Annotated in this window: 24 protein-coding genes and 2 tRNA genes; 2 read left to right on the top strand and 24 right to left on the bottom strand. The window is 52.2% G+C overall.

Translation table 11 applies throughout. The annotated features are described in order from the left end of the window. Positions 1-162 precede the first annotated feature (162 nt). Complete coding sequence (locus M0R30_RS05975; RefSeq protein WP_292544616.1) at positions 163-855, top strand: hypothetical protein; 693 nt, start codon at positions 163-165, stop codon at positions 853-855. A 167-nt stretch (positions 856-1022) separates the two neighbouring features. Here M0R30_RS05975 and M0R30_RS05970 read toward each other — a convergent pair. The 3 genes from M0R30_RS05970 to htpX all read right to left on the bottom strand — a co-directional run bounded on the left by M0R30_RS05970 (position 1023) and on the right by htpX (position 2248). Beyond that, positions 1023-1096 (bottom strand) — tRNA-Val (locus tag M0R30_RS05970). A 4-nt stretch (positions 1097-1100) separates the two neighbouring features. Continuing rightward, positions 1101-1171, bottom strand: a tRNA-Gly gene (locus tag M0R30_RS05965). A 192-nt stretch (positions 1172-1363) separates the two neighbouring features. Then, positions 1364-2248 (bottom strand): zinc metalloprotease HtpX, encoded by an 885-nt coding sequence (gene htpX / locus M0R30_RS05960; protein ID WP_292544614.1) that lies wholly within the window; start codon positions 2246-2248, stop codon positions 1364-1366. Positions 2249-2423: 175 nt separating this feature from the next. Here htpX and M0R30_RS05955 point away from each other — a divergent pair, with 175 nt between their 5' ends. Continuing rightward, positions 2424-3074, top strand: a complete 651-nt coding sequence (locus tag M0R30_RS05955) for a putative phosphothreonine lyase domain-containg protein (RefSeq protein ID WP_292544611.1) — start codon at positions 2424-2426, stop codon at positions 3072-3074. A 437-nt stretch (positions 3075-3511) separates the two neighbouring features. On the opposite strand, the gene M0R30_RS05950 is transcribed toward M0R30_RS05955, so the two are convergent. From M0R30_RS05950 to M0R30_RS05850, 21 genes are all read right to left on the bottom strand, one after another. After that, positions 3512-3658, bottom strand: coding sequence for a 50S ribosomal protein L40e (locus tag M0R30_RS05950; RefSeq protein WP_292544608.1), 147 nt, complete (start codon positions 3656-3658; stop codon positions 3512-3514). Positions 3659-3703: 45 nt separating this feature from the next. Further along, complete coding sequence (locus M0R30_RS05945; protein ID WP_292544792.1) at positions 3704-4273, bottom strand: XTP/dITP diphosphatase; 570 nt, start codon at positions 4271-4273, stop codon at positions 3704-3706. Further along, positions 4270-5853, bottom strand: coding sequence for a bifunctional N(6)-L-threonylcarbamoyladenine synthase/serine/threonine protein kinase (locus M0R30_RS05940; RefSeq protein WP_292544604.1), 1584 nt, complete (start codon positions 5851-5853; stop codon positions 4270-4272). The genes M0R30_RS05945 and M0R30_RS05940 overlap by 4 nt, the downstream gene beginning before the upstream one ends. A 6-nt stretch (positions 5854-5859) precedes the next feature. After that, positions 5860-6042: a 30S ribosomal protein S27ae gene (locus M0R30_RS05935; RefSeq protein WP_292544602.1), complete on the bottom strand. Its 183-nt coding sequence runs from the start codon at positions 6040-6042 to the stop codon at positions 5860-5862. Positions 6043-6044: 2 nt separating this feature from the next. Further along, positions 6045-6344: a 30S ribosomal protein S24e gene (locus tag M0R30_RS05930; protein WP_292544599.1), complete on the bottom strand. Its 300-nt coding sequence runs from the start codon at positions 6342-6344 to the stop codon at positions 6045-6047. A gap of 99 nt (positions 6345-6443) precedes the next feature. Beyond that, on the bottom strand, positions 6444-6935 hold the full coding sequence (locus M0R30_RS05925) for a GTP-dependent dephospho-CoA kinase family protein (RefSeq protein WP_292544596.1): 492 nt from the start codon (positions 6933-6935) through the stop codon (positions 6444-6446). After that, positions 6935-7141, bottom strand: coding sequence for a transcription elongation factor subunit Spt4 (gene spt4 / locus M0R30_RS05920; RefSeq protein ID WP_292415840.1), 207 nt, complete (start codon positions 7139-7141; stop codon positions 6935-6937). Before spt4 ends, M0R30_RS05925 begins: the two co-directional genes overlap by 1 nt. Then, positions 7125-7766, bottom strand: coding sequence for a DNA-directed RNA polymerase (locus M0R30_RS05915; RefSeq protein ID WP_292544593.1), 642 nt, complete (start codon positions 7764-7766; stop codon positions 7125-7127). Before M0R30_RS05915 ends, spt4 begins: the two co-directional genes overlap by 17 nt. 8 nt (positions 7767-7774) lie before the next feature. Next, the gene (locus M0R30_RS05910) at positions 7775-8248 is read right to left on the bottom strand and encodes a PIN domain-containing protein (protein ID WP_366513117.1); all 474 of its coding nucleotides are present in this window, start codon (positions 8246-8248) and stop codon (positions 7775-7777) included. Then, on the bottom strand, positions 8161-9396 hold the full coding sequence (locus M0R30_RS05905) for a translation initiation factor IF-2 subunit gamma (RefSeq protein WP_292544591.1): 1236 nt from the start codon (positions 9394-9396) through the stop codon (positions 8161-8163). Before M0R30_RS05905 ends, M0R30_RS05910 begins: the two co-directional genes overlap by 88 nt. Positions 9397-9652: 256 nt before the next feature. Further along, positions 9653-9946: a DUF2098 domain-containing protein gene (locus M0R30_RS05900; protein WP_292544588.1), complete on the bottom strand. Its 294-nt coding sequence runs from the start codon at positions 9944-9946 to the stop codon at positions 9653-9655. A 127-nt stretch (positions 9947-10073) separates the two neighbouring features. Further along, complete coding sequence (locus M0R30_RS05895) at positions 10074-12656, bottom strand: oligosaccharyl transferase, archaeosortase A system-associated (protein WP_292544586.1); 2583 nt, start codon at positions 12654-12656, stop codon at positions 10074-10076. A 62-nt stretch (positions 12657-12718) separates the two neighbouring features. Next, positions 12719-13852, bottom strand: coding sequence for a glycosyltransferase (locus tag M0R30_RS05890; RefSeq protein ID WP_292544585.1), 1134 nt, complete (start codon positions 13850-13852; stop codon positions 12719-12721). A 45-nt stretch (positions 13853-13897) separates the two neighbouring features. After that, entirely contained in the window at positions 13898-14497 is a 600-nt protein-coding gene (locus M0R30_RS05885) for an acyltransferase (RefSeq protein ID WP_292544583.1), read from the bottom strand. Then, positions 14494-16239 carry a glutamine--fructose-6-phosphate transaminase (isomerizing) gene (gene glmS, locus M0R30_RS05880; RefSeq protein ID WP_292544581.1) on the bottom strand — a complete coding sequence of 582 codons (1746 nt, stop codon included), beginning with the start codon at positions 16237-16239 and terminating at the stop codon, positions 14494-14496. Before glmS ends, M0R30_RS05885 begins: the two co-directional genes overlap by 4 nt. Position 16240: 1 nt before the next feature. Then, a complete protein-coding gene (glmU, locus tag M0R30_RS05875; RefSeq protein ID WP_292544579.1) occupies positions 16241-17395 on the bottom strand; it encodes a bifunctional sugar-1-phosphate nucleotidylyltransferase/acetyltransferase in 1155 nt (384 codons plus the stop codon). 7 nt (positions 17396-17402) lie between these two features. Beyond that, positions 17403-18602: a bifunctional sugar-1-phosphate nucleotidylyltransferase/acetyltransferase gene (gene glmU / locus M0R30_RS05870; protein WP_292544577.1), complete on the bottom strand. Its 1200-nt coding sequence runs from the start codon at positions 18600-18602 to the stop codon at positions 17403-17405. Between the two features lie 24 nt (positions 18603-18626). Next, positions 18627-19877: a phosphopentomutase/phosphoglucosamine mutase gene (locus M0R30_RS05865; protein WP_292544576.1), complete on the bottom strand. Its 1251-nt coding sequence runs from the start codon at positions 19875-19877 to the stop codon at positions 18627-18629. 71 nt (positions 19878-19948) lie between these two features. Continuing rightward, positions 19949-20569: a hypothetical protein gene (locus M0R30_RS05860; RefSeq protein WP_292544574.1), complete on the bottom strand. Its 621-nt coding sequence runs from the start codon at positions 20567-20569 to the stop codon at positions 19949-19951. Continuing rightward, positions 20566-21180 carry a cyclase family protein gene (locus tag M0R30_RS05855; RefSeq protein WP_292544572.1) on the bottom strand — a complete coding sequence of 205 codons (615 nt, stop codon included), beginning with the start codon at positions 21178-21180 and terminating at the stop codon, positions 20566-20568. Before M0R30_RS05855 ends, M0R30_RS05860 begins: the two co-directional genes overlap by 4 nt. Continuing rightward, complete coding sequence (locus M0R30_RS05850; RefSeq protein ID WP_292544570.1) at positions 21180-21833, bottom strand: protein-L-isoaspartate(D-aspartate) O-methyltransferase; 654 nt, start codon at positions 21831-21833, stop codon at positions 21180-21182. Before M0R30_RS05850 ends, M0R30_RS05855 begins: the two co-directional genes overlap by 1 nt. Positions 21834-21835: the final 2 nt, after the last annotated feature.

The following is a 21835-nucleotide window of genomic DNA, read 5'->3' as shown; positions in this document are numbered from 1 at the left end:
GCCGCCGGCAAAACTGGCGGCCCTGCCCATAGTTTTTCCCTGGTGGGGGAGTTTCGCATTTTATTCCCGGTACCGTAGGGCATCCGACAACACGCATTTCCCTGTTACTGCAGGTTTTATCTGGCCGGATGCGGTAGTCATGCATATACAACCGGATGTTCCATGGTGTCGCGTGTCAACAAGGCCTTCTGGGAATGGACGCACGGGCTTGATCCCCGGGAGAGCAGGGTCTCGATATTTGAGCACATCCGGGATATCCCGTACTCCCTTGCAGTCCCCATGAAAGATGCAAATACTGCACCGGAACAAATCCTCACCATTGGCCGGGGATACTGCGGGCCGAAACACTTCCTGCTTGCTGCGATGTACCGGAAGCTAAACCTTGATGTTGTGTTTGCGACCTTCCCCTTCCTCTGGAACGATCCAGACATCAGGTATCCGCCGGAACTCCGCAGACTGGCATCCGGGATGCCGGTTGCCTACCATCTTGCCTGCCGGGTCCGGATCAATGACCGCTGGGTATTGGTGGATGCCACATGGGATCTGCCCCTGGCTAAGGCGGGATTTGCGGTTAATGACCACTGGGACGGGTTTGCGGGGACCTGGTGTGCAGTAAAACCGCTCCGGTCGGCAGTGAGGACGGCATATTGCCGTACAGCAACCAACGAGCCCTGCCGTAGCAGCCGCGAAGCGGAATTAGACCCTCTTGATGGTGAACTGAACCACCGGGATGAGGACGACCATGTGCAGTACTACCGCAAAAGAACCGGGATGCGCACCCCCGACGAGATCGAACTGATTGCCCGGTTTTATCCGGAATTTGAGGCCTGGCTGGAGAGCCTGCGTATCCGGTGAGCATGTTATCCGTTGGAGAGGGGTATCCCCTCTTCTTTTTTTTCAGCCACCTTCCACCCCCTCATGTTTTTTCGGAGGGGTGGGGATCCCGTTTCCCGTGGAGCTTATATTGGGAAGTCCGATACCGGGACATATGCAATATGCATCAGGACTACGGAAAACAGAGATGGGCCCGTCGAGATTCGAACTCGAGATCTTCGCCGTGTGAAGGCGACGTCATAGCCAACTAGACCACGAGCCCCAAATGCATCGACCGGGAATCGAACCCGGGCTATAGGCTTGGAAGGCCTAAGTCATGCCTCTAGACCATCGATGCACTGTGCTTTACAAATTAGGCGGGGAGCTGTATTAATAATTGTCACTGCATGGCTTGTGGTGACTGGCACTCAATCCTGCCGAAGATCTTTTCCTCCGAACTCCCTATCGTCCACTTGGTTCCGGAAAAAATCGATGAGACCGTTCTTGTTGAAAGGGGCATCCGTATAAGCCCGGAAAAAAGGATAAAAAATTAATACCCGCGGAGTTCCGCCTCGACTTTTTCGAGGTTGGCAATCCGCTTCTCGAGCGGCGGGTGAGTCGAGAGCAGTTCCATGATGGCGTTGCCGGAGAGCGCCGGTATGATGAAGAACGCGTTTGCACCCTCGACCTTAGCCTTTGCTGCCGGGGGGATCACATCGATCCGCCCGCTAATCTTATTCAGCGCTGATATGAGGGCCCTCGGGTTCCGGGTGATCTGGGCGCTGCCCCGGTCTGCGGCAAACTCGCGGTACCGTGAAAGGGCGAGGATCAGGAGCGTGCTGATCGCGTAAACAACAATTGAGACGATCCAGATGACGATCCATGCCCCGCCGTTCTCCCGGTTGTTCCCCCCGAAGAGTGCGGAGAAGAAGAAGCTCTGCATGATCATCGAGGCGATCATCGCGATGAAGCTGGCGAGTGTCATCGTCAGGATGTCGCGGTTCTTGACATGCGAGAGCTCGTGTGCGAGCACCGCCTCAAGCTCGTCTTTGCTCAACAGGCGCATGATCGAGTCCGTGCACGCAACGACTGCATGCTTCGGGCTCCTCCCGGTTGCAAAGGCGTTCGGCACCGGGCTCTGCATAATCGCGATCTTCGGCATCGGGAGATCCGCTTCCCTGCAGAGCTTCTGTACCATCAGGTGAAGTTCTGGGCGCTCGTCTTCCTCAATGACCTTTGCCCCGGTACTCCAGAGCACCAGCTTATCGGAGAAGAAGTACTGGATGAACCCCATCCCAACGGCGAGAAGAATGATGAACCAGTAACTCACTCCGAATGCAAGGAGGATGGTCATAAACACGAGGTAGAGCAGGAGCAATAACAGTCCTGTGAACCAGACCCTGGCCGTGAGGCCCCAGTCGCGTTTCCATTCCATAGTTGGTACATGTTTATACCGTGCGTTCTTAAAACAATCGAAAATTACAATGCCGGATGTCCGTGATGCTTTGCCCGCATCCTGGTGGTCTCTCTCCACTTCACTATTGCGTATGGCAACAGATCGCAGGATCAATACAGAAACTATTTTTTTTCCAACATCGTTTTTGGTACAAATGGCTGAAGCAGATCCCGAAGCACTGGCGGATGTGGCATACGGTATCTTCGAGCACCTGCTGAACCGCGGGTTGCAGGCACAAGGCAAGTACCTGTATGCACTCGTGGAAAGCGGTACCGACTTCAAAGCTGACCTGACCGCGATTTTTGAGAAGTTCAGGGTAGAATACCCGCAGTTGGCTGATGTCATGCTTGCCCGGTTTTCTGGCATTGATACCATTTACCAGATGCTTTGTGACGGTGAAGGGGTGCTTCCTTCAAAGACCTCGCAGATGTACTGGATCGTGCTGGATGCACCCGGCAGCGCACCCGAAGCGATTGAAGATGAGAATGCAGGGAAATGGCTGATCTTCCAGGAACCCGATGCGGCGGATGCTGCGTGGAAGAAGGTGCGGGATGCAACCGTCTCTCTTGAGCTGGGGATCTCGGCAAAGGTGAGCACGGCAAAGCCCAATCCCGATTCCCGCGACAACCGTAAAGTGATTTACGTGTACACGAAAGACTGGGTCGATGAGGCGGATGTGATGCGTGTGCGCGAGAAACTCCGTGAACTGGGATTCGTGGACCGGATCGGGTACAAGCGAAATATCGAGACCTTTGCCGGTGAGTATGCCAAAAAGGGCAAGCGGGTCACGTACTACTCTGCCTGAACAGCGATCCTGCTGGTGCGTGCCGGGCGCTTCATATCCCTGGCAGTTTCCGGCTCTCACATTTCCCTGGTTTGCACGAACACTTTTTTCCCGCGATCGCGATGAAAAATTTTCAATCGCGATCAGAGGGTGTCAGTTCACGAACCGCGGCACGGTTAACTAACCGCGTCGCGGTTGTACAACTAACACCGCTTCATTCTCTCCGGCGTGATGGTACGGACAGATCACCCCTCCCCTGCCTGAAAATTTTTAATCAGGGGGTAAGGGGATGATCGAAAATTTTTCAAACGGATGCGGGTCCGGCACAGAAATCCGGTATTCGGAATTAATGCCGGACATCCCGAAAGATCAGGTTGGCCGGATTGAGAGAAGCAATTATCCGGGTAATGGAAAAACCGGGGCGACCGGAAAAAAGGAAACTGGAATATGGAAAATGATTACGCTTTGCGTTCCTTGTTCTTCGGGCGCAGGTTCTGGTAACCGCACTTGCGGCAGCTGGTTGCGCGAATCGCGTTGCGTGCGTTACAGTGCATGCATATTTTCACGTTGAGTAGCCGGGCTTCGGCTTCTGGGAATTTTGCCATTATTGAACACTCCGTTCTGCCCTTATAACAAAGCTGTAAGACATATTAACCGTTTGTGTCTCTCGCATCCGGGTATTCCTGTACGAACCAGTCGTGGAATGCGGCAAGGGCCCGGGCACGGTGGGAGATCCGGCTCTTCTCCTCAAGGGAGATCTCGGCGAGCGTCTTTCCCTCCACATCAAAGATGGGATCATACCCAAACCCCTCTCTCCCCCGCGGGGCAGAGGTGATCTGTCCTTCAATCACTCCTTTGAATACATGAACGTCCCGTGCATCTGCAAATGCGATGGCCGTGATGAACCGTGCGCTGCGGTCCGGGGTATTCTGCATCAGTTTCAGGATACCGGTATTGCCGATGGACTGTAAAACATACGCAGCATACGGGCCGGGGAACCCTTTCAGGGCATCAATGAACAGTCCTGTATCATCAACCATGACAGGTGTTTTCAGCTGCGAATACGCGTACTGCGCCTTGCCCCGGGCGATTTCTCCCACATCATCCGAGCGGTACTCAGGAAGGTCAAGGGAAACGTGGGTCACCTCAACCGACCCTTTGAAAAACGCTGCAACTTCCGCCACCTTGTTGACGTTACTCGTCACTATCGTGATCTTCAGAGATATCTCCCCCTCAGTTCGATCTCGTGCTCGCGGGCGATGACTTCATCAGCGCAGGGGAATGTCTCCGCATACCCTTCAGTAAATGCGGCTTTCAGGTCATCCGATCGATCGGGTGCCGTACTTTTTAGGGTCTGGAACAGGACGTGGATATCCACCCCCCGCTGCTCGATTTCTTGTGTTGCCTGTGCAAGACCGAAGTCGATCAGCACGCACTTACGGTCCCCTTCGCGTACGATCAGGTTGTTGGTAGTGAGATCCCCATGTATAATGCCCGCTGAATGGAGGAGGCCGATCATGCGCCCTGCCTCACGGATATTTTTCTTCGAAAGATCGTCCGTGAGCAGGGTTCCCGGTACTTGTTCCATGGCGATGGTATCTTCCGTGATATCACTCATGACAGGAGTAGGCACCCCGCCCCTCCGTGCGGCATGGATGAGCCGCGCCTCTGCCCGGGTCCGCTCGGCAATCAGTCGCTTGTCAAGGGCCGTGACGCGGTACCTTTTGGCAATCCGGCGTTTTTTTGCCACTCCTTTGCAAAACGTAACAACCGCTTCGGCACCGCGTCGCTCGGTCAGGTGTGACGGATCCGGATTCGTTGCAGGTCCCGACGTATCCTGTCTCCACGTGACTTCGACCTCATCGGATCGGAACGAGGGATTGATACGGGAGGATTCGATGGCAAGGCTCGTCCCGCTCTCGAGCATCAGTTTTCCCGTGTACGCAATCATCGCCCCGTTATCCCCGAGATATTTCTGTTCGGGGACAAAAAATTCCGCCCCGCGATCCTCGCACATGATACGGAGCATCTCCTGGAGACGACGGTTCGCCCCAACGCCCCCTACGAGCAACACCTCGTTCTTACCGGCAAGGGACATCGCCCGCTCAGTTACTTCAACGCACATCGCAAACGCGGTCTCCTGCAGGCTGTAACAGACATCGGGCAAAGGGGCCTTGTGATCTTTTGCCGCGGAGACGAGCCCGGAGAAGGCAAGGTCCATCCCCTTCACGGTGTAGGGAAGTTCAACATACCGGCCCTCTTTTGCCTGTGCCTCAATATGCGGGCCGCCCGGGTGCGGGAAATTCTTTGCCCGGGCAAACTTGTCGAGCGCGTTCCCGATACCGACATCCAGCGTCTCTCCAAAGATCCGGTACCGTCCGTTCAGGTACCCGATCACCTGGGTATTTGCCCCGCTTGCATAGAGCACGATCGGGTCTTTGCATCCCGTGGCAAAACACCCGATCTCCACGTGGGCGATACAATGGTTCACTCCCACAAGGGGGACATCAAGGGCAAGGGCAAGCGAACGGGCCGCGGTGGCAACAGTCCGAAGGCAGGGGCCGAGGCCCGGTCCCTGCGAGAATGCGATTCCATCAATCTTTTCCGGTTCTTTGAGGACAGACCCGAGGAGTTCCTTCATTGCCGATGCATGGTGCTGTGCGGCTTCACGAGGGTGTATTCCGCCCTGTGCGGGGCTGTAGGGCCGTGAAGTAAGACAGACGAGATCGCGATTAAAAAGAGCGGCACTGAGGTTCCAGGCCGTGCCCTCAATCCCCAGTATCTGCCCAAAAACAGGCATTGGATCTTATTTTCTGAATTCAGTATATCCGCACTTGCCGCAGGTGATCCGGTCCTTGTGGTCCGCCATCATGACACCGGGTCCGCAGCGCGGGCAATATTTCTTTGCCGTGGTGACTGTTTCACCTTCGACCTTGAAGTAAGCGCCCCTCTTGGGGCCCTTCGCGGCTGCCGCTTTCTTTGCTGCCATCGTTATGCTGCTCCCTCTTCCCTGGGTTTGGGCATACCGCGCGTTGAAAGGTGCGGGCGTTCGGTCTTGTTCTTACCTTCTTCGCTGTCGTAGATACGAGCTGATCCGGTAAGTTCGGTCTTGCCAAAGCTGCTGTGCAGGGTGTCAAGGGTAACCTGGTGCTCTTTCACATTGAGCAGTGCGCAGAGTTTGCCGATGATCTGCATACGGGAGGGGGTTGCTCCATCGTATTTGAGGGTAAACTGAACCTCTCTTCTGGATAAAAGTTCATTCCTTTTATCGCTGGTGATCTCAAAATCCATCGATATCCTGTAATTATTGGGAACCGGGTTATTTAAAATATCACTCCGCGATATCCGGCAAAAGAATATGAGAACTGGTTAAAGAAAATCTGCGGGGAATTATATTCTGGATCTGGTGAACCGTTCAAGAAACTGGCGTGCGGTTGCCTGTGCTTCAGGTGTGACTTCGCGAAGGACAACACCCTCGTGTGGCTGCCCGTAGAGGACAATGGATCCAAGGGGAGCAGCGATCACCATCGGGATCACCGCGAGATCCTCTTCGCCCTCTACGATGATCGTGACCGGCGGGTGCGCAACCGCATGGTTGATCGCTTCGATCAGGCTGTCCGTGAGTGAGCCCGCAGGATTGTTAACCCGGATGCATTCTCCGGAAACAGTTGGCATTTTACTGCAGGGAGATCGCATGGTATACCCGTCAACCACGGCAACGGCAGGGATGATGCCCTTTTTATGAATATTGTGGGTGACAACGTCCCCGACGGTAAAAACGGTACGGTGGGTGAGATGGGGGATGATCTCATCAAGTTCCCGGTACAGGATTCCAAATGGTTCCTTGAAGAGCCGCCGGTGCTCTTCCGGGAGGGTGAGCATCAGCGGACCTTCAGTGCGTAGCGGCCCGGGAGTTTGATATTCATCCGTTTTGCCACTTCAGAATTTTCCGGGTCGATGATTACCAGGTACCCTGACCAGTCATCGCTCAGATTTGATGTTCCGCAGATCACGCAGCTCTCACCATCCACTACCCGGTGACAGTCGCGACAGACCTTGCCCTGTTTCTTCTTATTCGCCGGAGGCATGCTCCTTCCTCTTGCCCTTTGTCTTCTCGGGTGCCCGCTCCTTTGTGGTACCTGCTGACTGTTCGGCTTTCTCCTTCTCCTTTGCAATCTCCTCTTCGAGCCAGAGGGCCGTACCGAGTCCTGCCTGCCTCATGGTGAGCCCGATCTTGCTGTCACGGGGCTCGCGCTCGTTTAAGGATAATGTCACGACCCGGACCCGGACGACATCACCCACGCCAATAAAGCGTTTGGATTCCTGGCAGATGAGCCGTGCATTCTTCTCATCGTAGTTGATGTACTCGTCCGATATCTGGCTGACGTGCAGCATTGCATCAATGGGGCCGAGGCTGACGAATGCGCCGAAGCTGGTCGTCTCCACGACAACTCCCTCGATCACTTCCTGGAGAGCGAGCCGCAGTACCAGTGCCTCAAACTTCACATCGTAATAGACACCGCCGTCGCCCGGGACGAGTTCGCCCTCGCCAACGTCCTCAACTTTCGTGACGCAGATAAAAATCCCGATCTCCTTGTCAATACTTCCTTCAAGCTGTTCCTGAAGGACATCAAGGATAACTTTTTCGAGCTTCTCTCCCAGCCGCTGGGGGGGAACCCGTACCTTGTCCTCAAGCATCAGTTTATGATACATACTTCACCTCATCTCCGCAATAGTTCCAGTTTCTTCTGTTTTCTCATGGATATTACCCCGATACCACGTGCGAACAACTCATCCCTTACATGACGGTCGTTCGTTACCACCAGGCAGCCATTCCGCACCGCATATTCGATCACCTGCGCATCGACCGTACCTGAGCCTGGTTGTGTGTCTCCGCACTCTGCGATGGTGCATCTCTCACCAAGCGCGAGGCCAAGGCGGGCTGCGGCCCCGTGGCGACCCTTCGCCCGGGTGAGCCCGTCGAGTTCGCGCATCACTGATGAGAGTACGATGGGTTCGAACCCCCCAAGAATGTTCCTGAGCTCATCAAAGAGATCAATCTGGAACTGGGCAGGCATCATCAGTGCGTTGGCGTCAAGGAGGACTTTTACTCTCCCAGTACGCCCATCCCGATCAAGCGCCAGCGTGCTCCCACCTGTCGGCTGATAGCAATCCGTGAGCCAATCTCTGCACATACGGGTCGTTTCAGCTGAATCTCGACATTGTCTTTCTTGGTGTTCGTGACAACACCCACGGTAACCGCAGTACCTACTGAAAGCATCAGTGGTTCGGAATGCTTCAGTGGTTCGATAATGAGTTCGCTTGTGGCACCCACAACCCGTTCCATCAGGGTCACCCTGCACCGGATCTTGTCCCACACCGGTGGGAGTTTTCCTTCGTGACCCAGTACTTGTCCGGCAAGGGCATCGCTTTTTGTGAGTGCGGGATCAAGTTTCGTTCCGACACCCAGCAGTCCTCCGGGTGTTGCAATCTCGACGATTTTCGATCCGGCGTTGATCGATGTGACTGTCGTGGTAATCGGGATCCATTTGATCCTGTTCTCGATCTGTGTCTGTCTGCCTGGACGGATCTCGATCTTCTCGTCTGCGCGGAGGATGCCCCGAATAAGAGACCCCCCGACGACGCCGCCTTTTACATCCTTCCAGTTACAGCCTGGTTTGTTCACATCGAATGAGCGGGCGATCAGCATCAACGGTTCGGCGTCAGGGTCACGCTCGGGCACAGGGATTACCTGGTCCAGCGACTGCACAAGCGCTCCCATGTTGATCCCCTTCTGTGAAGATACCGGAATAATGGGTGCGTTCTCAGCAATCGTCCCTTTGATGAAAGCCTTGATCTCAAGATAGTTGTCCATCGCCTCTTTCTGGCTGACCACATCGATCTTGCTCTGGACGATGACAATTTTTTTAATGCCAACAAGCTCGAGCGCCATCAGGTGCTCTTTTGTCTGCGGCTGCGGGCATTTCTCGCTTGCAGCGATGACGAGCATTGCCCCGTCCATCAGTGCAGATCCTGACAGCATCGTTGCCATGAGTGTCTCGTGTCCCGGCGCGTCAACAAACGAGACCGAGCGGAATGGAGTCCCGTTGCCCCCACAGACCGGACATTTCGGGCTGGTCGAAAATGCTTCGGTACCTTCACACGTATCGCACCGGTATAACGTTGCGTCGGCATATCCGAGCCGTATAGAGATACCCCGCTTCACCTCCTCGCTGTGCCGGTCTGTCCATGCCCCGGTGAGCGCATTAACGAGTGTGGTCTTGCCGTGATCGACATGACCCACGACCCCGATATTGACACTGGGAACTGTCACATCATGCAAATGAAATCGAACCTCCCTAGTGTATTTATAACGATCATACTTATACGTAACCAGTAAAGAGCAAATCCGGCGGATTGTTTGCGCTTTCTTTTTTATTTCGACGTACTCTGCGCATATGAAGCAAAAATGTAAGTAAGAAACGTCCGTAACGGTTGGATCACCATGAAAAACTCTGGCTCTGTTTTCGATCTCTCCCCGGTCCGGTCCCTGCATATTCTGGATATCAAAGAGTATTGCAGGACTATTTCCGAAGTGATTAACCCCCGCCCTCACAACTCTGATCGATATTCTTCAGGGCTTCCTGCAGTTCACTACCTGCAGCAAATTCCCGTTCACGGGCAATGACTTGTTTTGCATCCTCAACAATGGTTTTTGTAGTTTTTGCCGGGCCGGTTGCCAGGATCAGGTGATCAATGCGGTACAGGAGATTCGTTGAATCCAGTTCAGCGAAGGTGACACCCCTGATCTCTTCGATACGCAGGATTTTACCGGTCGTTCCGGTCCGGGGGTATCTCACCTTCATACCGAGGGAAATCTCTTCTGCAATCATATATGTGAATGATGAGTGTCCGGCGATATATGTTTTTTCACATCGCTTTATGAGAAACGCGGGACGTTTCTTCATAACCGGAAGAAATCCATTGAGGGATTATTACGAAAAAATGAATAGGTATTGATTACTGGACTGTCAGTCCCTGCATGACCGCTGATTCCGAAACATCATATTCGCGGCCAGTACCGATGACCCTGTATTTCCCGGTTGTTTTTACCTCGTAGGGGTTACCAGATGTCGAATAGGGGACGATGAACTCCCCGTTGACGCTTGCCTGACGGTACGTGTAATTCCTCCCGGTATTGGAAACAACCGGGACCTCAATGATGCCCTCTCCCGTGATATGGGCTCCTTTCACATATTCGAACGTTTTGACATATTTCAGGTCATACATATCCGTGCTGAATACATTAGTCGGGGACTCATGGACAAGCCGGTAGTGCTGGAGCGCAGGTACTGTTTCCAGCGGTGCAATGACACTCGGGCTGTAAACGGCGGCATGATGGCCGGCTGCGGGGTTTCGGTTATACTGGGCCGCTTTCTGTACTGCTGCAGATGCGTTCATAAGCTCCGCATCCGTGATAACCGGTAATGACAGACCTGTTATTCCAGGATCGGCGTATACAATGTAATAAACGCTGTCCGCCTCAGCCATTGATCCATCAAAATTATGGAGCCGGGAGATCATTGTCAGGTAATACGGTTGTTTATTGAGGACTGTTGCACTGAGTGAGTTATCCTGCCCTGGCAGGAACAGTGTATCATAATACGGACCGGTTGATTCAGTCGAATTGAACCACGTCGCCATTGCCCAGAATTTACCCTGGTCCATCTCAACATCAGTAATTATGTACCGGGTTCCAACGGTGTCAAGGATCGTATTTGCCGTATCTTCCGATGTTGCCATAAAGTATGCAGCAGATCCGGTACCTCCGGCAACACCCTGCTGGAACGGGTTGGCATTGGGAATCCGTTTTCCGATAGTTGTGATGATATGCCCGTAGTCCCACCAGGACATCACACCATATGAACCATTTGGATAGCTGAATGTATTTTTATCATAAAGTGTATAATAATTCACACCTGTATCCGGTGTATTGTTCACCATCCACTCTGCGGACTCTTTCCAGTCCGGGTTCAGTGTTGACGGGCTGCCTGATGCATTGATGTAACTATATGATATGGATGTGTAGGTGAAAAGGAGTGCCAGGGCAACAATTACTACAGATAGAGCAACAGAAACAAAATATATCCCATGACCGGTGGGGGAACTCTTGCTGGTTTTTTTCTGTTTTTTACGTTTTATCGACACATCATCAGCTTTTACAGTATCTGAACCAGTCGGGGAAGCGATCCCTGTTGTCATCTGCCGGATGTCCTGCCAGCCCCGCTCAAAGATGAAGCCGACACAGACGGCTGCGAGTAATGCGACATTGATTGCGAGATAATATTCGTACCGGATGTGCTGCCATGTTGAAAATAAAATGATTACCGACCAGACTATTGCGAACACCTGCTCTGGTCGTTCTTCGCGGATATTATTGTAAATCATGACAAGGAATCCGCCCGCCATCAGAAGGAGCCCGTAATTGAACGTTGTCCAGGCAAGATCCATTGCCCATCCCCGGGCCTCCTGGACGGTATTTGAGACTGCAGCCTGCCCGAAGAATGCAAAGAGCGCAGAGATAAAGAGGGAGTACAGTTGCGGACTTGCGAAATGCAGGACTACTGCAAATACTACGACGGAAACGATGATCGTTGCGGGATAAAAAAACCTCTCTCGTGCTTTGAGATACTGCTGGAGAAGATAGAGAAAGACCGTCCCGCCAATCATGCCCAGGTATGCAAAGATGTGTCCTACGGAATAGGATGAAAGATTCATACCGGTGTTTTTCAGGCCGAACGCCAAGAGCCCGATAATAGCGATAATAAAGATGACGAGATTGATTATCAGGAGGTATTCACTTGTCTTGCCACGGTACGTATCGATAATAAACTGGATGACCGTAAAGATACCCGCGATCATCGCAAAGAGGATCATTGTCGGCATTACGAAAAGGCCGAGCAGGTATGCAATGCCCGCTAGCACAGAAATCAGGACTGCTGTTTTATAGGTACTGAATTTTTTCAGATCGATCCTGGTATCCTTCTCGGAAAGGACCGCGTACATGTAAAAAAGGCAGAATATCGTGGCAAAAAGGACTTCGGCGATATGGTGGTCCATGTATCCGTACATGGCACGGGAAAAGAACTGGCCGGTTACGATGGCGGTGAAACCCGATGCCAGCAGCCCGGTTTTCCAGTTCCCGCAGAGCTTTCCGACATAATACATGACAGCGACGATAGCCGCTCCCATCAGGGGAGGAATTAATAACCCGACACTGATAATCTCGGGACGGGTGGCTGCCCCGGTGATGAGACATCCCATCGCAATGATTATCGGAAACAGCGGACCCCAGTAAATTTCAGAACCAGCCGGGTACAGGGTCATCGGGTCAAACCACTGGTAGTTCAGGTGATTCGATAGTAAAAATTCGACCTGGCGGAGATTATAGAGTGGGTCATCGCTCGCGACCATGGACAGGATATCGATATTCCCCATGTTGAACATGGGCAGTAATCGAAGCCAGAGCGCAAAGAGGGAAAAAAAAGTTACACAAGCGATGACCAGCCAGGTCATACGGTTCTTCAGATCCAGTGATACCATGAAATCAACCTATCTTCCGTATCCGGTTTCTGTTGAGACCATTAATAAATTTGGATAATACCTCATATCACGTTATGAAGAACCGCTTCAAATTGCCTTGATTTCTCCTTCCAACTGTTTTTTTCCAGATTTAATGTGTATGTAACCGGTTGTTCCATTATTTCCTTGATATATCCGATATACTCGTCCTGGGTCCGGTAGACCCGCAGGTGGGGAGCACCGGTCCTTTCAACGTCCGGCATTGGGCGCATGATGATCGGTTTCCCACAGGCAGAATATTCAAAGAATTTATTCGGCAGTGCGATATTCCCCCACTGGGGTGGAGAAAGTGGAATGGTACAGGCATCCATGCATGCGATATATCTTGGCAACTCGTGATAGGGTTTTGTCCCGGTGAAAATGACATGATCCGATACATTGAGATCGGATGCGAGTGATGCAAGCTCCTGCTGGTAATTGGTAAAAAGTGATCCCCCCACTATCAGGAGTCTGGTCTTCTGTCGGTGTTCAATCAGGGCGGGCAGTGCCCGGATCATATCATCTATCGCGTACCATCGCTCTACACTGCCCGAGAAACCAATGACAAAATCATCGGTACCGATCCCAAGTTCTTTTCTGACCACTGATCCGTCAAGGGGTTTGAAAATATCGGTGTCAACCCCGTTTGTAATGAGCTCTGCGGTAAATCCAAAACGGGCGAGTTTCTCAACGAGTGATGGGGAAACGGTGGTAATTTTATCACTATTGGAGAGATTGTATCTGGTGATTGCCCAGACGCTCTTACGAACTGCTTCCTGAAGAAAACGGTTCTTGAAATAAGCAGCAGCAGAGTCCGGAAACCAGTCCTTGAGATCAAACACAACCGGCACGTTATATTTTTTTGCAGCACGGATGACTGCGGTTCCCGCAAGCACATGTGCAGCAACAATTGCATCGTAGTTCCCTTCCCGCACGATCTTGTCAAAAATATAATAGTGATAAGGGGTGTTGAACGTATAATGCAACAGGGGACTTCTCAACGGGAACTGTGTTGCTTCCTCAACGATCAATCCCGTTGGCCGGGTGTTCTCCCTGCTGACATGGAAGTGTGCAACATGCACTTCATGGCGCTGGGCCAGGTCCTCAAAGATGTAGTGATGCCGGGAAGGTATTGGATGGTGGATATAATCCTGGGTAGAAATGAGGAGGATCTTCATATGCCAAGAATAATTATTGTTATTAATCTGGAATAAATCTCGTTCTTATTCGCTCTGGCGTATCTCGCCGGGGAGATCCTTTATTCTCGCCGGGGATCCGATTGCGAGCATGTGATCAGGAACATCGTGGGTTACAACAGCCCCCGCGGCAACGAGTGCTCCCTCGCCGATACAGATCCCCGGGAGCAGCGTGGTATTTGCCCCGATTGCGGCCCCGTCTTTTATGATGGGTCCCCTGAGGCCCCCGATCCGTGTCGGGGGATACCGGTCATTGGTCAGAACCGCGTTCGGGCCAATAAAAACATGATTGCCGATTTGCGTTTCGGTCGGGATGAATACCATGCTCTGAATGCTCACATCGTTTCCAATCGTTGAGTAACCCTCAATCACGGTACCGGTTCCGACAGCGACCCGGTTACCGATCCGGGTCTTTTCCCGGATCATGACATTGTGCCCGGTCTGGAAATCATCCCCGATAACAACATCACAGTAAATGATCGAACCTGAGCGGAGTACCACATTCTTCCCAATCGTCGTGCCTGGAAAACCTGTCTTCGACAGATTATCCCGTGAAGGGAATCCAAGGGTGACAGGATCGAAGATCCTGGCATTCGGTCCCACAGAATTTAATCCGTATTCAATCATTCAACCGTCACACTCTTTGCAAGGTTTCTTGGTTTGTCGATATCTCTTCCCAATGCATCTGCAGTACGATATGCAAGGAGCTGGAGCACAACAAGTGTTGTCAGGACCTGGATGAACAGATCTGTCCGTGGAAGCGCGATGAAATGATCGGCAATATCAGATAGTTCTGTGTCCCCGATACACCCTATTGCGATGACGGGAGCCCCCCGTGCTTTCATCTCCTTGATATTGGACATCATCACACCATACGTTTCCCCGGGCATGCAGAGTGCAATCACCGGGGTTTTTTCCGAAAGGAGGGCGAAAGGACCATGCTTGAGTTCGCCTGCCGCATACCCTTCCGCATGAATATAGGAAATCTCCTTCATTTTCAATGCGCCTTCGAGAGAAACCGCAAAGAACGGGCCTCGCCCCACGTAAAAGATACTCTGGGCCTCTTTACAGAACTGTACACTGTCCGTAAGATCCATCAGGAGTACTTCCTCAATCGACTTGTGGGCCTGTAAAAGGATCCCCTCCTCTTTCCCACCGCATAAATTGCTGATGACCTGCATGAGCACCGCCAGTTGGGAAATAAAGGATTTTGTTGCAGCGACACTGATTTCCGGACCGGCACGCATGAAAAGGGTCGCATCTGCGATTCTTGTGACGGTACTCCCAAGAACATTGGTGATCGCGAGCGTCCTGCAGTTATGAGCTTTTGCCTGCCTGAGCGCAGTAAGGGTATCTGCAGTTTCCCCCGACTGGGTAATCCCGATGACGAGCCCGTTTACCGGGGGGGGATAGTACCTGAATTCAGATGCATATTCCAGCCGGGTAGGGATTTTACACGTCCCTTCAACCAGGTACTTGAAAATAAGGCCCGCATGAAATGATGACCCGCATGCGACAACCGTGATGGAATCGGGATGACGGGCAAATCTAGGCAGGGAACCTTGGTTTATTGCACGGATGGTATTGTAAAATGCCTGGGGCTGCTCATAGATCTCTTTGAGCATATAGTGAGCAAAACCTCCCTTTTTTACATCCTCAACAGACCAGTCGATCAGTTCAACCGGGCGTGTAACCTTCTGGCCATTGTTCAAGATTTCAACGGCGTCCTGTGTCAAGGATACGATGTCCCCGTCTTCAAGAAAAATTGCACGCTCCGTATATTCGAGCATGGGGGTCATGTCGGATGCGATAAAGTTCTCCCCATCCCCGATGCCGATTACCAGAGGGCTTGCGTTCCTGGCCGCGATAATCAGGTCCTCATCTTCAGCGATTACCAGTATGGCAAAAGAACCTTTGATGCGGGGAATGACCTCCTGTACTGCTACGAGAAGATCCTTCTTTTTTGCATATTCTTCTTCAATAAGATGGACGATGACCTCTGTATCTGTTTCTGAACGGAACGTATGCCCACGTTCCAGGAGCTGGAGTCTCAATCCGGAATAATTCTCAATAATCCCGTTGTGAACCAGCGCAATTTTCCCCGAACAATCGGCATGCGGGTGGGCATTTTCATCGCTTGGAGCCCCGTGAGTTGCCCAGCGCGTGTGCCCGATACCAATCTTACCTTTCAAGCGGGATACAGAACCGGCATTTTCAGAGATCCTGCCTTGGTGTTTTGCAAGAGTAATTCCTTTGTTTTTTGTTGCTACCCCAAACGAGTCATAACCTCGATACTCAAGCCGTTTCAATCCTTCGACGATTAATGGTGCCGCTTCTCTTCTGCCGATGTACCCCACAATCCCGCACACCTTATATCACCGTGGAATTATCCTGAATATATCGTGATGTCAGGTCAGTAAGACCCTCAATAGATGTATTGTTACCGATGATCGAGTTTTTAAAAACCGAGAATGGCCCGCTTGATACGGTGTCCCCGAGAATCACCCCGAACTCAGATCGCGTTACGACCCCCTCAATTTCAAGGAGCCCGGATGTTGTCCAGGTGGAGGTATGATCGGCAAGGCTGCACCGTTCACCCATGACGGCATCAATAATCCGTGAGTGGGAACCGATTGATGTATCGTCCATGATTATTGCATCACCGATAACGGTGAATGGCTCAACTGTTACCCGGGAACCGATACTGGTATTGGGCATGATACAGCAGTTTGGCCCGATAGTACAGTCATTTCCAATGATCACCGGGCCGGTAATGACCGTATTCGGGCCGATGGTCGATCCCTTGCCGATCCGGACGGCGCCCTGGATGATCGCCTGCCTGCTGGCTGAACCATCGCGTGACGGTGGCAGATTATGTAACAAACGACGGTTCATCTTGAGAAGATCCCATGTGAAGATTGCATCCTGCCAGTCATCGGCAGGGATACCCTGGATTTTCACACCGCTTTCAATCATGGAAGAGATCGCATCGGTCAGATCGTTTTCCCTGATGTGGGGGAAGATCTCCCTGGTAAGGGAATAAATCCCGGTGCTCACCATGAAACTGGACGCATATTCAGGCTTTTCAACAATACCGGTAACATGTCCCTCATTTAACATCACAACGCCGAAATTCGATGGGTTCGGGTGTTCTTTCACCAGCATGGAGTTCGGCAGATCCTTGATGCGGGCGATCGATGAAGGGTCAATATAATTATCCCCGGGGAGCACGAGAAAATTGTCGCGTATCCTGGATTCAGCAGCCAGAAGGGCGTGTCCCGTTCCCAGCTGTTTGTCCTGGACCACCACTTCTATCGGTACATCCAGCTGGTTCAGAAACCTCGTAACCTGTTCTTTCCGGTACCCGACAACAACGATGATTTCCCGGATCCCGTTTTTCAACAGGGCTTCGATCACATATTCAATGATCGGGCGGTTGGCCACCGGGATCATTGCCTTGGGCCGGCTCCTTGTCAGGGGACGTACCCGCTTTCCCTCTCCTGCTGCGAGAATTACTGCCTGCATAGTTCACCTACCTGATTACTGCCTTATCCCCGATACAGCCTTCAATGAAGCTGTTCGGTGCAAACTGCGCTTCACTTCCGATCATGGTACCGACATTAATGGAACAGTTGATACCAAACCGGACTTCATCACCGATGACTGCCCCGAATTTTTTCCGGCGGGTATCTTTCCCACAGACCCTGATATTTGTATGGTCGTGACGGAGGTTTGCGATCTTTGTTCCTGCACCGAAGTTGCACCCCGCCCCAACAACAGAATCCCCGATATAGTTAAAATGCGGTATCTTTGTCCCGCTCATGATAATCGAGTTCTTGAGTTCGGAACAATGCCCGATGTGACAATCATCGCCAATACTGGTTACCCCACGGATATAGGCATGGGGTCCGATGCGACAGTTTTTCCCGATAACGCAGGGCCCCTCAATATAGGTGCCGGATTTTATTACGGTCCCTTCCCCGATGATCACATTATTCTGAAGAGTCACTCCTTCCTCGACGGTTCCTTTTTTATCGGCTTCGAGGGTTTCCATAAGCATTGCATTCGCGTCGAGCATGTCCCAGGGGTAACCGACGTCCATCCAGTAGGAAAGGTGGTATGCATGCAATTGATGGGCCTCAACTAATCCTGATAAGGCATCGGTAAGTTCAAGTTCCCCTCGTGGTGAAGAGTGAACGTTATCGATGAGATCAAAGATTTCCGGTGAAAACAGGTATGCCCCGGCATTGATCAGGTTCGATTTTGGATTTTTTGATTTCTCTTCAAGAGATGTGATAAGGCCACGTTCTGTCAATACCACTCCATAATCTCCGGGATGGTCTGTTGTGCTTATGCCCATACAGGGAGATTTCCCGTGGCACATTTTTTTAATATCCTCTTTTTTGAGGATCATGTCCCCATTCATGACGAGAAATTGACCTGTGACAAGATCCCGCGCTGCACCCACAGCATCAGCAGTCCCCCGCTGGTGTCGTTGTGTGGAATATTCGATATGAATCCCGAACTTTCCTCCATCACCGAAATGTTTACGGATTTCACGTTCGCCATATCCGACAATAAAAATGAACTCCGTGATACCGGCATCCCGGGCTGCAAGGACGAGATGCTCCATCATCGGGCGGTTGGCAAGGGGAAGCATCACTTTCGGGCGCTTCGCGGTCAGGGGGCGCATTCGCTTCCCTTCCCCGGCTGCGAGAACGACACATTGCATAAGTACAGCTCTTTCTTACATACTTTAAGCAGTTTTCCCTTGTCGGACGAGTTCTTTGCCCTTTGCGAGCATTGCTTTTGCCCGGTCCAGGCTTTTTCCTTCGGCAGTGATACGGATCTTTGGCTCGGTTCCGCTTGCCCGTATCAGACACCACCCGTCGTCTTCGGAAATACGTATGCCGTCTGTGGGACTGGATGCACCAAGCCCGGCAAGAATTTCCCTTGCAGACGTGGTGTGAAATGACTCCCGGAGGATGGGATAGCTCGGCATCCCATCAATCTCCTCTGCAATATCCCATTCGGATGCGATCTCGCAGAACAGTGCTGCGGCAAACGGGCCATCGGGACAGAGAGAGATTTGCGGGAATACCCATGCTCCGGAAGGCTCCCCGCCAAACTCGCCCCAGTTCAGCAGCTCCTCGGAAACATATGCATCGCCAACCGGCGTACGGTGCACTTCTGCGATCTCATCGATGATCATGGAAGCATCGCTGGTAGTGACAACACGCTTTGCACCCATGTATTTTGTAAAGAGCATGAGGAGATGATCACCGCCGATGTACCTCCCCTTGTTGTCGAATGCCATCATGCGGTCGGCATCGCCATCGTGGACTACTGCACAGTCAGCACGGGTTCTTTTTACCATGTCGCCGATATACCCGAGGTATTCCGGCAAGGGCTCTGACGGGCGGGCAAAGTGCCCTGAAGGATTGCAGTTGATACACGTTGTCCTGATCCCGGCATCTGACAGGAGCCTGGGTGTCAGCATGCATCCGGCTCCGTTACCGCAATCGATGACTACTGAGATTTCATGATCAATGTGGACTTTATCTGATATTGCTTGTTTATGTGGTGCCAGGGCATCGATCACACATTCTTTTCCCAGGTGCTGCCAGTCAGTATAATGCAGTATCTTGAGCAGCTCTTCCATCTCTTTCTGCTGTATCTGGGTAAACGATGACCCGTCGGGATTGAAGAGTTTCAGACCGTTATATTCCTCCGGATTATGCGAAGCGGTGATCATACATCCCGCCTTGACGGGACGTGTGTTGAACGCGACCGTGGGTGTTGGGACAACCCCTGCAACGTGTGCAGTCCCGCCATTACCCATGATGCCCGAGATAACAAGGTGGGCGAGAAGGGGACTGGTAGTCCGCGTGTCCATCCCGATAATGACGTCGGAGGGCCCGGAGGCGAGCACGTTCCCGATTTTCAGTGCCGTATCGATGAGCGTCTGGTCAAATTTTCTTCGTATCCCGGACGATCCGAAAAGCATAGTACCTTATTGGGTGTTTATTCAAAAGAGTTTACTCTCCGTATGCTCTGCAGGCTCAGAATAAGCGGGAATCAGTCAAGGCTGCTCCGTCCATACGGGCACCAGTGCTCGATCTCGTGGAGGCGGGCGATCCCGGCTGTTGAAGGGCCGATACAGATGATCCGCTTCGTCTTTTTATTCTCCTCGATAATATCACCTGTCCCCATTGCAATGATCCCCTCGCCGTTTATAAGAATGATCTCAGCCTCAGGCAGATCGTTGGTTAAGTAAAAGGAATGCCCCTGCTCCATTTTTCCGGGCGAACCGATGCAGAAAATTCTCTTTCCCCCAATCTCCTGGGAGATCTGGTCCCAACAGGGAGTATGACAGGATTTCTGACAAGCGTGGAGCACCCGGGATATACAGAGGAATCCCAGTATGACGTTGATAATTGCACATGCGGCACCCCGCACGGGGGGAGTGTCCAGCGATGCACCAAACATGAATGAGATCTTTGTTGGTGCCCGTATGGGATCGAACGTCGTGAACTCGGCACTTCTTCCGCCAAACGTGGCCGACATGGAAGCACCACTTTCAAACTGGCAGATTACCCCACAGGGATCAACATCAAGCACTACACCTGCATCTGCACACCCGCTGTGTTCAAGATGCCCTTCGATCTGTTTAACCGATTCAACGATGATATCCATCATTCACATCCTTCTTTGTCCAAGAGGATAACACGAGCAGGAGCACCGTCAAGACCGGCGAGACGGAGGGGTAATGCGATCAGCGTGTAATCCCCTTCCGGGACTCTGGAGAGATCGAGAAGTTCGATAATGATACACCCATGGCTGAGTAGTTCGCGGTGTACCGATCCATCACAGACGAATGCCTCAATGGAGAAAGAGTCGATACCAACACAGAGCGTGCCTGTTTTTGTAAGGTACTCCGCGGCATCCCTCGTAAGGGAAGGGTAATCCTCTTGGAATGAAGTACACCCGGAGAAGGTGGTCTTGAGCAGGATACGTGGCACTCCTCCGGTCCTTCCCTTAATGTGCGAGGCATCAATAAGCGAACCGGCATTGGACACATCCAGCACGCGGCACGGCCCGACCAGATGAGGGAGCGGCAGTTCATCGATGGTCAGGCCGGTTTTCAGGTAATGGACCGGTGCGTCGATATGCGTTCCGGAGTGGCTGCTCAACTGAATGTCAGAGATCAGGTAAAGGCCGCTGTCTCGTTGCGTGAAATGCGGGGTAGTGTCGCCGGGATAGGTAAGGGAATTTCCAGCCAATTGTCTGGTAATATCGATGATCGTCATCAGGAATCCGCCCAGCCATGTTCTCCGATGAGCGGAACAAACCGGACTCCCCCATGGGACGATCGGACCACTCCGTTTTCATTTCTTGTAAGGGTGATCAGTTCCTGGATCTCACGTCCCCCTACCGGTGCAACCAGTATTCCCCCGATTGTGAGTTGATCGATCAGGGGTGGGGGAATTTCCGGTGTCGCTGCTGTTATCATGATCCCGTCGTACGGTGCATGATCGGGATATCCCCGTGTCCCGTCCCCGACAATGATACTGATGTTCTGTAATCCGATTTTTACAAGGTTCTCTCTTGCGAGATCTGCAACCGCAGGAATGCGTTCGATCGTTGTTACCTGCTGCACAAGCATCGAGAGGATCGCAGCCTGGTACCCGCTTCCGGCACCGATTTCGAGGACACGGTCTTCAGGCAGGGGATCAATCAGTGCCGTCATGAGAGCAACAATGTAGGGTTGTGATATCGTCTGGCCGTTTCCGATAGGGAGCGGAGCATCCTCGTATGCAGACGTGTTGTATGGTGGAGGAATGAACAGGTGGCGGGGAATTTCCCGCATCGCAGTGAGTACCCGGGAGTTTGTTATACCCCGGGACCGTATCTGGTGTTCCACCATCCTGGAACGCTCGTCAGCCCGGGGAAATGTATTCATAC

The sequence above is a fragment of the Methanoregula sp. genome, assembly GCF_023227875.1.
Taxonomy (GTDB): Archaea; Halobacteriota; Methanomicrobia; order Methanomicrobiales; family Methanospirillaceae; genus Methanoregula.
Note: the sequence above shows the minus strand (reverse complement) of the source record. Positions and strands in the feature narration are given on the sequence as shown.